This window comes from Micromonospora sp. WMMA1923 (assembly GCF_049179195.1).
Lineage (GTDB): Bacteria > Actinomycetota > Actinomycetes > Mycobacteriales > Micromonosporaceae > Micromonospora > Micromonospora yangpuensis.
Map to the genome: position 1 here is coordinate 2,256,393 of NZ_JBMHLZ010000001.1, position 11,831 is coordinate 2,268,223.

Here is an 11,831-nt window from a genome sequence, read left to right on the forward strand (position 1 = left end):
GGGCCGGGTCGGTGTGCCCGACGCGTCGCGGTCAGCTGGTGGGGAAGTTGTCCGGGGTACGGATCCGGTTGCGCATGAAGGCGCCGCTCTCGGTGAGCACCGACGTGCCGGTGAACGAGCTGCCGTTGCAGGTGCCCGGGCGCAGCGCGGCGCTGCCCTCGGCCTTGTCGGAGAAGGTCCAGTTGGCGTAGCTGATCTTCAGCCGGTCCAGCAGGTCCAGCCAGACGGTGCTGCTGGCCAGGTCGGCCGCGCCGTCGCCGGTGTAGTCGACGGTGCCGAACTCGGTGACGAACATCGGCAGCCGGGCGGCGGCCCGCTCCAGCTCGGCCCGGTAGTTGTCCCGGTGCGAGGCGGCGTAGAAGTGGAAGGCGTACATCACGTTGCTGGCGTTGACCGGGTTGTTGATCACCTCGGTGGCGTTGCCGCCCTCGGAGACGCCGAGCGACGACCAGGCGCGGGTGCCGACCACGATCACCGCGTCCGGGTCGTTGGCGCGGATGACCGGGATGACCTGCTCGGCGTAGTTCTTGATGGTCGACCAGCTGACGCCGTTGGGCTCGTTGGTGATCTCGTAGATCACGTTGTCCTTGTTGGCGTGCCGGGCCGAGACGGCCCGGAAGAAGGTCTTGGCCCGCTCCAGGTTGAACGTCGGGTCACCGGGGGTCAGGGTGTGGAAGTCGATCATCGCGTACATGCCCCGGGCGGTGGCCTTCTCGACCAGGTCGTTGACCCGGGCGGTGAAGCCGGCCGGGTCGGTCTCGTAGCCGTCCTCCTGGACGTACATCGCGATCCGGAACAGATCGGAGTTCCAGTCGGTGGCCAGCGCGTCCAGCGCCGGGTCCTGGTAGCACCTGGGGAACCACTGGATGCCGTGGCTGCTCATGCCGCGCAGCTGGATCGGCTTGCCGTACTGGTTGCACAGGTTGGCCCCGCACACCCGCAGCTTGCCGTTGATCGCCGCCGGCGTCTGCGCGGTCGGCGGCGGCGGGGTGGTCGGCGGTGGCGTGGTCGGCGGGGTGGTGGGGCCGGTGGTCGAGCCGGTGCAGGTCACGCCGTTGAGGGTGAACGAGGTCGGGGCCGGGTTGCTGCCGGAGAAGCTGCCGTTGAAGCCGATGTTCGTGGTGGCGCCGGTGGCCAGGGCGCCGTTGTAGCTCAGGCTGCGCGCGGTGACCGCGGCGCCGGACTGCTCGAAGGTCGCCGACCAGCCCTGCACGACCCGCTGGCTCGACTGGCCGAAGCTGAAGCCGAGGGTCCAGCCGTTCACCGCGTCGCCGAGGTTCTTGATGCTGACCGAGGCGGTGAAGCCCCCGTCCCAGCTGTTGGTGGTGTACGTGACGGCGCAGCCGGTGGCGGCCATCGCGTTCGTCGCGGGCAGCAGGGCCGACGCGCCCAGGGTGAGTGCGCAGACGACACCCGTGGCGAGCAGGCCACGTCGGGACGTCCGGGGGATTCTGGTCATGGTGGGACGGTCTCACTTCCGGTGGGGGACTGCCGGTACGGGAGCGCTCCCAGCGCAGCTTAGAGTGGACGTAACGAGCACGCAACATCTGCATGCGTCGAAGTCTTCGCCCCGGAGTGTCGGGCCGGGGCCGACTCGGCTCGGTGTCGATCGAGGGTTATCGGTCGATGATAGCGCTCACACTCAGCGAGGTCACGGTTGGGTCACTGTTGGTCAGGGTGTCCGCGACGGGTCGTCGCGCGGCCCGGGGGCGGCAGTAGCATGCCGGCCGCCGTACGCCCCCGACGGGTTTCCCGAATGTTACGACAGACGTCTTGACGGGTTCCTATGTGAGCGCTAACACTAGTCCGAACGCGTCAGCGGAGGTTGCAGAATGAGCGTCACGGTGGAGCCCGACGACCGGTACGTCGTCGGCGTCGACTACGGCACGCTGTCCGGCCGGGCCCTGGTGGTCCGGGTCGCCGACGGCACCGAGGTCGGCACGGCGGTGCACCCGTACCGCAGCGGGGTGATGGACACCCGGCTGGCGGTCGACGGCCGGCAGTTGCCGGCGGACTGGGCCCTGCAGGACCCGGACGACTACCGGGACGTGCTGCGGCACGCCGTGCCGGCCGCCCTGGCCGACGCCGGCATCGACCCGGCGCTGGTGGTCGGCGTCGGCATCGACTTCACCGCCTGCACGGTGCTGCCCGCACTGGGCGACGGCACCCCGTTGTGCGAGCTGCCCGACCTGCGCAACCGTCCACACGCCTGGGTGAAGCTGTGGAAGCACCACGCCGCCCAGCCGCACGCGGACCGGATCAACGCCCTGGCCCACTCCCGGGGTGAGCCCTGGATCGGCCGGTACGGCGGCAAGATCTCCGCCGAGTGGCAGTACGCCAAGGGCCTGCAGCTGCTGGAGGAGGACCCGGAGGTCTACGCCCGGGCACAGCGCTGGATCGAGGCCGCCGACTGGATCGTCTGGCAGCTCTGCGGCGTCGAGACCCGCAACGTGTGCACCGCCGGCTACAAGGGCATCCGCCAGGACGGACGGTACCCGTCCCGGGAGTACCTGGCCGAGCTGAACCCCGACTTCGCCGACTTCGTCGACAAGATCGACGGCCCGTTGGCGCAGCTCGGTGACCGGGCCGGCCGGTTGACCGCGGAGGCCGCCGGGTGGACCGGGCTGCCCGAGGGGATCGCGGTGGCCGTCGGCAACGTCGACGCCCACGTCACCGCCGCCGCCGCGCAGGCCCTGCCGCCCGGCCGGATGGTCGCCATCATGGGCACCTCGACCTGCCACGTGGTCAACGGCACCGAGCCGGCCGAGGTCGCCGGGATGTGCGGCGCGGTCGACGGCGGGATCAGCGCCGGCAGCTGGGGCTACGAGGCCGGGCAGAGCGGCGTCGGGGACATCTTCGGCTGGTTCGTCGAGCACGCCGCCCCGGCCGGGTACGCCTCCCACGAGGCGCTCACCGCCGCTGCCGCCGCCCAGCCGGTCGGCGCGCACGGGCTGGTGGCCCTGGACTGGTGGAACGGCAACCGGTCGCTGCTGGTCAACCACGACCTGAGCGGCGTCATCGTCGGGCTGACCCTGGCCACCCGGCCCCCGGACGTCTACCGTGCGCTGCTGGAGTCCACCGCCTACGGCACCCGCATGATCATCGAGGCGTTCGCCGAGGCCGGGGTGCCGGTCGACGAGCTGATCGTCGCCGGTGGACTGACCAGCAACACGCTGCTGATGCAGATCTACGCCGACGTGACGCGACGTCCACTGGGCATCATCGGCTCGGCGCAGGGGCCGGCGCTCGGCTCGGCCATCCACGCGGCGGTGGCCGCCGGGGCGTACCCGGACGTGCCGGCCGCCTCGGCGGCGATGGGGCGGGTGGACCGGGACGTCTACCGACCCGACCCCGAGCGGGCCCGGGCCTACGACGAGCTGTACGCCGAGTACCGGCGGCTGCACGACCACTTCGGCCGGGGCGGCGACGACCTGCTGCTGCGCCTGCGCGCCATCCGCAACGCCGCCCGGCGGGCGGCCGACCACACCCCGGCCGACCCGGCCGCGACCCCCCTGGAGGTGGTGGCATGAGCGAGCGAATCACCGTCGTCGGCGGCCCGATCGACGCCGAGCGCAGCGAGGTGGTGGCATGAGCGAGTCTTGCGAGCGAATCGTCGGTGTCGTGGTCCATGGCGACGCCGAGCGCAGCGAGGTGGCGGCATGAGCGGCGAGGTGGACCGGCTGCGGGAGCAGGTCGCCGGCCTGCACGCCGAGCTGGTCCGGTACAACCTGGTGGCCTGGACCGCCGGCAACGTCTCGGCCCGGGTCCCCGGGCGGGACCTGATGGTCATCAAGCCCAGCGGGGTCTCCTACGACGACCTGCGCCCGGACAACATGATCGTCTGCGACCTCGACGGGGTCGTCGTTGACGGCGACCTGTCACCGTCCAGCGACACCGCCGCGCACGCCTACGTCTACCGGGCGATGCCCGACGTCGGCGGGGTCGTGCACACCCACAGCGGGTACGCCACCGCCTGGGCCGCCTGCGGCGAGGCCATCCCGTGTCACCTCACCGCCCAGGCCGACGAGTTCGGCGGGGAGATCCCGGTCGGCCCGTTCGCCCTGATCGGCGGGGACGACATCGGCAAGGGCATCGTGGCCACCCTCGCCGGGCACCGCTCCCCGGCGGTGCTGATGCGCAACCACGGGGTCTTCACCATCGGCCGCGACGCCCGCGCGGCGGTCAAGGCCGCGGTGATGTGCGAGGACGTGGCCCGGACCATGTACCTGGCCCGCACCCTGGGCCGGCCCGTGCCGATCGCGGGCGAGGACGTCGACTCCCTCTACGACCGATACCAGAACGTGTACGGGCAGCCCGGCGCCACGGTCACCGCGACCTGAGGCCGCCTGCCCCGCGACACCACCAGCCGCACACCGGTCGACGGCACCACCACGCCGTCGGCGATCCCCACGTGCCCCCGTCGTCCCCCAACGGCGGACCAGGGCCCGACACCCCTCACCACACCACACCTCGGCAAGGAGTATCCACATGCTCAGGACCGGTACGTACACCCGGCGCGGGTTCGGCGCGATCCTCGCCGCCGGCCTGCTGGCCAGCGGGCTGGCCGGCTGCGGCAACAGCGACACCGGCGGCTCCGGCGGTGAAGCCGGCAGCGACAAGATCGTGCTCGGTTTCTCCCAGGTCGGCGCGGAGAGCGGCTGGCGTACCGCCAACACCACCTCGGTGAAGGAGGCCGCAACCGAGGCCGGCATCGAGCTGAAGTTCGACGACGCCCAGCAGAAGCAGGAGAACCAGATCAAGGCGATCCGCAACTTCATCCAGCAGAAGGTGGACGTGATCGCCTTCTCGCCGGTGGTGGAGTCGGGTTGGGACACCGTGCTCAAGGAGGCCAAGGACGCCGACATCCCGGTGATCCTCACCGACCGGGCGGTCGACTCGGCCGACAAGACCCTCTACAAGACCTTCATCGGCTCCGACTTCGTCAAGGAGGGGCGGCTCTCCGGTGAGTGGCTGGTCGAGGAGAAGAAGGCCGCCACCGGGCCGGTGAACATCGTCGAGCTGCAGGGCACCACCGGCTCGGCGCCGGCCAACGACCGCAAGAAGGGCTTCGCCGAGGCCATCGCCACCAACCCCAACCTGAAGGTCGTCGCCTCGCAGAGCGGTGACTTCACCCGGGCCGGCGGCAAGCAGGTCATGGAGCAGTTCCTCAAGGCCAACCCCAAGATCGACGTGCTCTTCGCGCACAACGACGACATGGGGCTGGGCGCGCTGGAGGCGATCACCGCGGCCGGCAAGGTGCCGGGCAAGGACATCACCATCATCACCATCGACGCGGTCAAGGACGGCATGCAGGCCCTGGCCGACGGCAAGTTCAACTTCATCGCCGAGTGCAGCCCGCTGCTCGGCCCACAGCTGATGGACCTGGTCAAGAAGGTCCACGCCGGCGAGAGCGTGCCGGAGCGGGTGGAGACCGAGGAGACCACGTTCACGCCGGAGCAGGCCAAGGCGGCGCTGCCGACCCGCAAGTACTGACCGGCCGGGGCCGCCGCGCCACGCGCGGCGGCCCCGCCCCGGGCCAGAATCACGAAAGGTCGGTGGGATGTCGCAGCCGCGTCCGGTCCTGACGATGACCGCGATCAGCAAGATCTTCCCGGGAGTACGCGCCCTCGACGGCGTCGACTTCCGGCTCTTCCCCGGTGAGGTGCACGCCCTGATGGGCGAGAACGGCGCCGGCAAGTCCACCCTGATCAAGGTGCTCACCGGGGTGTACGGCACCGACGCCGGCACCATCGCCCTCGACGGCGAGCAGGTCTCGTTCGCCGGTCCGATGCAGGCCACCGCGGCCGGGGTGAGCACCGTCTACCAGGAGGTCAACCTCCTGCCGAACCTCTCCGTGGCGGAGAACATCTTCATCGGCCGCGAGCCGCGCCGGGGCCCGGCGGTGAACTGGCGCGAGATGCGTCGCCGCGCCACCGAGCTGCTGGCCCGCATCGACCTGCGCATCGACGTGACCGAGCTGCTGGGCAGCTACTCGCTGGCGGTGCAGCAGATGGTGGCCATCGCCCGGGCGATCGACGTCCGGGCCCGGGTGCTGATCCTCGACGAGCCCACCTCCAGCCTGGACGCCGACGAGGTCGCGCAGCTGATGCGGATCATGCGTCAACTGCGCGACGACGGCATCGCGATCCTCTTCGTCACCCACTTCCTCGACCAGGTGTACGGCATCGCCGACCGGATCACCGTGCTGCGCAACGGCCGGCTGGTCGGCGAGTGGCCCACCGCGCAGCTGCCCCAGCTCGCCCTGGTCGAGAAGATGATCGGCAAGGAACTCGACGCCCTGGAGAGCATCGACGCCGAGGCCGGGCACGATCCGGCGGCGGTCGCCGCCGGCACGCCCCTGGTGGTGGCCGACGGGCTGGGTCGCACCGGCTCGGTGGCGCCGTTCAGCCTGACCATCCACGCCGGTGAGGTGGTCGGCCTGGCCGGGCTGCTCGGCTCGGGGCGTACCGAGGTGGCCCGGTTGTTCTTCGGCGCCGACCGGGCCGACCGGGGGCAGCTCACCGTGGACGGCAGTCCGACGGCGATCCGCAACCCGGTGGCGGCGATCGAGCGGGACATCGCCTTCTGCTCGGAGAACCGGCGCACCGAGGGCCTGGTCGGTGAGCTGACCGTACGGGAGAACATCATCCTGGCCATGCAGGCCGCCCGGGGTTGGCTGCGGCCGGTGCCCCGCCGCCGGCAGGACGAGCTGGTCCAGCGTTGGATCGGGGCGCTGAGCATCCGGCCGGCCAACCCGGACGTGCCGGTGCGCAACCTCTCCGGGGGCAACCAGCAGAAGGTCCTGCTGGCCCGCTGGCTGATCACCGAACCCCGGTTGCTGATCCTGGACGAACCGACCCGGGGCATCGACATCGGGGCCAAGACGGAGATCCAACGCCTGGTGGTCGAGCTGGCCGACGGCGGCATGGCGGTGCTGTTCATCTCCGCCGAGCTGGAGGAGGTGCTGCGGTTGAGCCACACGGTCGCGGTGATGCGGGACCGGCAACTGGTCGCCACCCTCACCAACGACGACACTCTCGACGCCGAGCGGGTCATGCACGCCATCGCCAGCGGCGACCGGCAGGAAAGCGAGGTCCACCCGTGAGCGCGGTTCGGGACCGGTTCGCCGCGGCCAGCGGCCACCGGCTGTTCTGGCCGTTGGTGGTGCTGGCGCTGCTGATCGTGGCGAACACCGTCTACCGGCCCAGTTTCCTCTCCGTCGAGCTGAAGGACGGCCACCTCTACGGCAGTCTGATCGACATCGTCCGGCTCAGCGCGCCGCTGATCCTGGTGGCGCTGGGCATGTCCCTGGTGATCGCCACCGGCGGCATCGACCTGTCGGTGGGCTCGGTGGCGGCGGTCAGCGGCGCGGTGGCCTGCCTGTACATCAGCAAACAGCCCGACCAGAACAGCCTCGGCGGGGTGTTCACCGCGCTGGCCCTGGCCTTCGGGGTCGCCCTGGTGCTGGGGGTCTGGAACGGCACGCTGGTGGCGGTGATCGGGATCCAGCCGATCATCGCGACGCTGATCCTGATGGTCGCCGGCCGGGGCCTGGCCCAGCTGATCGCCGAGGGGCAGATCATCACCATCAACAGCGAGCCGTACCGGACGATCGGGGTCGGGCACCTGCTCACCCTGCCGTTCGCCATCGTCGTCGCCCTGGTGGTGACCCTGCTGGTGGCGGTGCTGACCCGGCGGACCGCGCTCGGCATGATCATCGAGGCGGTCGGCGGGAACGCCGAGGCCAGCCGGCTGGCCGGCATCCGGTCCCGGCGGATCACCCTGCTGGTGTACGTGGTCAGCGCGGCCTGCGCCGCCGTCGCCGGCTTCATGATGACCGCCAACGTCTCCAGCGCCGACGGCAACGCCGTCGGCCTCTGGGTGGAGCTCGACGCGATCCTGGCCGTCGTCATCGGCGGTACCGCGCTGGCCGGTGGCCGGTTCTACCTGGGCGGCACCATCGTCGGCGCGCTGATCATCCAGACCCTGACCACCTCGGTGTACGCGATGAGCATCGACCCGCAGACCGCGCTGCTGTTCAAGGCGGTCGTGGTGATCGCGGTCTGTCTCATCCAGGCCCCCGCGTTCCGGGCCCGGCTGCGGCGGCGCAGGACACCCCCGCCGCCGCCACCGACCGCCGTCGAGACGCAGAAGGAGCAGGTGCCGGCATGACCACGACCCCCCTGGCGGCCCGCGACGCGAAGGCGTGGTGGCGGGTGCCGCAGCGGCACGTGCCGGTGCTGGCCACCCTGGCCCTGCTGCTGGTCATGTACGGCATCGGCGTCTCTCAGTACACCGCCTTCTCCAACATCCAGGTCATCTTCAACATCCTCATCGACAACGGTTTCCTGCTGATCGTCGCGGTCGGCATGACCTTCGTGATCCTGACCGGCGGGATCGACCTGTCGGTCGGGTCGGTGGTGGCGATGACCGCGATGGTCTCCGCCTCGCTGCTGCGCTCCGGGCTGCCACCGGCGCTGGTGCTGGTGATCGCGTTGCTGATCGGCCCGACCCTGGGCTTCGCGATGGGCTGCGTCATCCACTTCTTCGACATCCAGCCGTTCATCGTGACCCTGGCCGGGATGTTCTTCGCCCGGGGGCTGTGCACCTGGATCAGCGCGTCGTCGATCCCGATCACCGACGGCTTCTGGACCTCGATGGCCCAGGAACGGATCCGGATCGGGGAGAACTTCGTAAGCGTCAGCGTCCTGATCACGCTGGTGGTGGTCCTGGTGGCCGCCTTCGTGCTGGCGTACACCCGGCTGGGTCGCAACGTGTACGCCATCGGCGGCAACCCGCAGTCGGCGTTGCTGATGGGGCTACCGGTGGGCCGTACCAAGATCGCCGTCTACACGATCAGCGGCCTCTGCTCGGCCATCGGTGGCATCGTGCTGTCCTTCTACACCCTCTCCGGGGCGCCGCTGATCGCCGTCGGCATGGAACTGGACGTCATCGCCGCGGTGGTCATCGGGGGCACCCTGCTCACCGGCGGCTCCGGCTACGTGTTCGGCACGGTGCTGGGGGTACTGGTGCTCGGCGTGATCCAGACGTTGATCACCTTCGACGGCAGCCTCAACTCGTGGTGGACCAAGATCGTGATCGGCGCCCTGCTGTTCGCGTTCATCCTGCTCCAACGCCTCGTCGTCCTCCGCAAGAAGTGACCACCCGTCCGTTGATCGGAAGGCAGTATCCATGACCAGCTCATCACCGGCCGAGGTCTGGTTCCTTACCGGGAGCCAGGGCCTCTACGGCCCGGAGACCCTGCGTCAGGTGGCCGAGCAGTCGCGGCAGATCGCCGCGCGGCTCGACGCCGACCCCGCCATCCCCGCCCGGGTGGTCTGGAAGCCGGTGCTCACCTCCAGCACCGAGATCCTGGCCGTCTGCCGCGACGCCGCGGTACAGGGCGCGGTCGGGGTGATCGCCTGGATGCACACCTTCTCCCCGGCGAAGATGTGGATCTCGGGACTGGACGCGCTGCGGACCCCGCTGCTGCACCTGCACACCCAGTCCAACGTCGAGCTGCCCTGGGCCGAGATCGACATGGACTTCATGAACCTCAACCAGGCCGCCCACGGCGACCGGGAGTTCGGGTACGTGCAGTCCCGGCTCGGGGTGGCCCGCAAGACCGTCGCCGGCCACGTCAGCAACCCGCAGGTGGCGGCCCGAATCGGCGCGTGGACCCGGGCTGCGGTCGGGCACGCGGAGCTGCGTACGCTGCGGCTGGCCCGCTTCGGCGACAACATGCGGGACGTGGCCGTCACCGAGGGCGACAAGGTCGAGGCGGAGCTGCGGTTCGGCGTCTCGGTCAACACCTACGGGGTGAACGACCTGGTGGCCGTCGTCGACGCGGTGCCGGCGGCCCGCGTCGACGAGCTGGTCAAGGAGTACGACGACAGCTACCGGCTCGCCGCCGAGCTGCGCAACGGCGGGGACCGGCACGACTCGCTGCGCTACGCGGCCCGGATCGAGGCGGGACTGCGCGACTTCCTCGACGACGGCGGGTTCCGCGCCTTCACCACCAACTTCGAGGACCTGGGTGGGCTGCGGCAACTGCCGGGCATCGCGGTGCAGCGCCTGATGGCCGACGGGTACGGCTTCGGCGGCGAGGGCGACTGGAAGACCTCGGTGCTGGTGCGCACCCTCAAGGCGATGTCGGTCGGCACCGAGGGCGGCACCTCCTTCATGGAGGACTACACCTACGACCTGACCCCCGGCCAGGAGGTGATCCTCGGCGCGCACATGCTGGAGGTCTGCCCGAGCATCGCGGTCGACACCCCGACCGCCGAGATCCACCCGCTGGGCATCGGCGGCCGGGAGGACCCGGTCCGGCTGGTCTTCGACGCCCGTCCCGGTCCCGCCGTGGTGCTCGGCCTGGCCGACATGGGGGAGCGGTTCCGGCTGGTCGCCAACGAGATCGACGTGGTCGACCCGCCGCAGCCGCTGCCGAAGCTGCCGGTGGCCCGCGCGGTGTGGCGGCCCCGACCGAGCCTGGCGACCTCGGCGGAGTCCTGGCTGATCGCCGGCGCGCCGCACCACACCGTGCTCTCCCAGGCCGTCGGGGTGGAGGAGCTGCACGACCTGGCCGAGATGGTCGCCACCGAACTGGTGGTCATCGACGCCGACACGCGCCCCCGCCGGTTCGCCCAGGAACTGCGCTGGAACCAGGCCTACCACCGGTTGGCCCGGGGCTTCTGACGCGGCGGCACCCGGGCACGGGAAGGGGTGGGCAGATGGGGCAGCAGCCGGTGGTACGGGCCGCGGTGATGAACGACGTCGCGCGCCTGGCCGGGGTCTCCCACCAGACCGTGTCCCGGGTGCTCAACAACCACCCCAGTGTCCGACCGGAGACCCGGGAACGGGTGCTGCGGGCCGTGCACCAGCTCAACTACCGGCCCAACGCGTTGGCCCGGGGACTGGCCGGCCGGCGGTCCCGGGTGATCGGCGTGATCAGCTTCGACACCATCCTGTACGGGCCGGCGGCCACCCTGCTCGGCGTCGAGCGGGCCGCCCGCGCGGCCGGGTACGGCATCAACATCGTCACCCTGGAGCAGCTGGACCGGGTCGGGATGACCTCGGCCGTCGACGCGTTGACCGAGCAGTCGGTGGCCGGGATGGTCATCATCGCCCCGATGATGACGGCGGCGATCGCCGTACCCGGGCTGCCCACCGGCGTACCGGCGGTGGTGGTGGAGGCCGGCGGCGCCGCCGGTGAGCTGCCCAGTATCTCGGTCGACCAGGTCACCGGGGCCCGGTTGGCGGTGGAACACCTGCTGGAGTTGGGACACGAGACGGTCTGGCACATCGCCGGCCCCCGGGACTGGTTGGAGGCCCGGGACCGGGTCGACGGGTGGCGGCTGGCGCTGGAGGAGGCCGGCCGGCGGGTGCCGACGGTGGTGCCCGGTGACTGGAGCCCCCGGGCCGGGTACGAGCTGGGCCAGCGGTTGCTCGACCGGCCGGACGTTACCGCCGTCTTCTGCGCCAACGACCACCAGGCGCTCGGCCTGCTGCGCGCCCTGCACCAGCGGGGTTGCCGGGTGCCCGAGGACGTCAGCGTGGTGGGCTTCGACGACATCCCGGAGGCCGAGTACCTCTCACCGCCGTTGACCACCGTCCGGCAGGACTTCGACGAGGTGGGTCACCGGTGCGTGGCCGCCCTGTTGGAGCTGCTCGACGCGGGTGGGTCCGGCGGCCGACCGGTACGGCCCCAGGTCGCACCGGTGCTGATGGTCCGGGACAGCACCGGCCACAGCCGCTGACCTGCGTGGGTCTTGACGGCAGGTGTTTGTGACGTCAACAATTCGATCCTGTTAACGCTCACATCCCCCATCCCC

9 protein-coding genes are annotated in these 11,831 nt (G+C 70.8%); 8 read left to right on the forward strand and 1 reads right to left on the reverse strand.

Translation table 11 applies throughout. The annotated features are described in order from the left end of the window. Positions 1–31: 31 nt before the first annotated feature. Positions 32–1,459, reverse strand: a complete 1,428-nt coding sequence (locus tag ACN28G_RS10215; RefSeq protein WP_421478973.1) for a cellulase family glycosylhydrolase — start codon at positions 1,457–1,459, stop codon at positions 32–34. A gap of 373 nt (positions 1,460–1,832) precedes the next feature. On the opposite strand from ACN28G_RS10215, the gene araB reads away from it, so the two are divergent. The 8 genes from araB (at position 1,833) to ACN28G_RS10255 (ending at position 11,756) form a co-directional block, all read left to right on the forward strand. Then, on the forward strand, positions 1,833–3,530 hold the full coding sequence (araB, locus tag ACN28G_RS10220) for a ribulokinase (protein WP_091437837.1): 1,698 nt from the start codon (positions 1,833–1,835) through the stop codon (positions 3,528–3,530). 129 nt (positions 3,531–3,659) lie between these two features. After that, entirely contained in the window at positions 3,660–4,340 is a 681-nt protein-coding gene (locus ACN28G_RS10225) for an L-ribulose-5-phosphate 4-epimerase (protein WP_091437840.1), read from the forward strand. A gap of 148 nt (positions 4,341–4,488) precedes the next feature. Beyond that, positions 4,489–5,493 carry an ABC transporter substrate-binding protein gene (locus ACN28G_RS10230; RefSeq protein ID WP_091437843.1) on the forward strand — a complete coding sequence of 335 codons (1,005 nt, stop codon included), beginning with the start codon at positions 4,489–4,491 and terminating at the stop codon, positions 5,491–5,493. 67 nt (positions 5,494–5,560) lie between these two features. After that, on the forward strand, positions 5,561–7,105 hold the full coding sequence (locus ACN28G_RS10235; protein ID WP_091437846.1) for a sugar ABC transporter ATP-binding protein: 1,545 nt from the start codon (positions 5,561–5,563) through the stop codon (positions 7,103–7,105). Next, positions 7,102–8,172 carry an ABC transporter permease gene (locus ACN28G_RS10240; protein ID WP_091437849.1) on the forward strand — a complete coding sequence of 357 codons (1,071 nt, stop codon included), beginning with the start codon at positions 7,102–7,104 and terminating at the stop codon, positions 8,170–8,172. The genes ACN28G_RS10235 and ACN28G_RS10240 overlap by 4 nt, the downstream gene beginning before the upstream one ends. Beyond that, the gene (gene yjfF / locus ACN28G_RS10245; RefSeq protein WP_091437852.1) at positions 8,169–9,161 is read left to right on the forward strand and encodes a galactofuranose ABC transporter, permease protein YjfF; all 993 of its coding nucleotides are present in this window, start codon (positions 8,169–8,171) and stop codon (positions 9,159–9,161) included. The genes ACN28G_RS10240 and yjfF overlap by 4 nt, the downstream gene beginning before the upstream one ends. 31 nt (positions 9,162–9,192) lie before the next feature. Continuing rightward, a complete protein-coding gene (gene araA / locus ACN28G_RS10250) occupies positions 9,193–10,695 on the forward strand; it encodes an L-arabinose isomerase (RefSeq protein WP_091437855.1) in 1,503 nt (500 codons plus the stop codon). A gap of 35 nt (positions 10,696–10,730) precedes the next feature. Further along, positions 10,731–11,756 carry a LacI family DNA-binding transcriptional regulator gene (locus ACN28G_RS10255; protein ID WP_091437857.1) on the forward strand — a complete coding sequence of 342 codons (1,026 nt, stop codon included), beginning with the start codon at positions 10,731–10,733 and terminating at the stop codon, positions 11,754–11,756. Positions 11,757–11,831 lie beyond the last annotated feature (75 nt).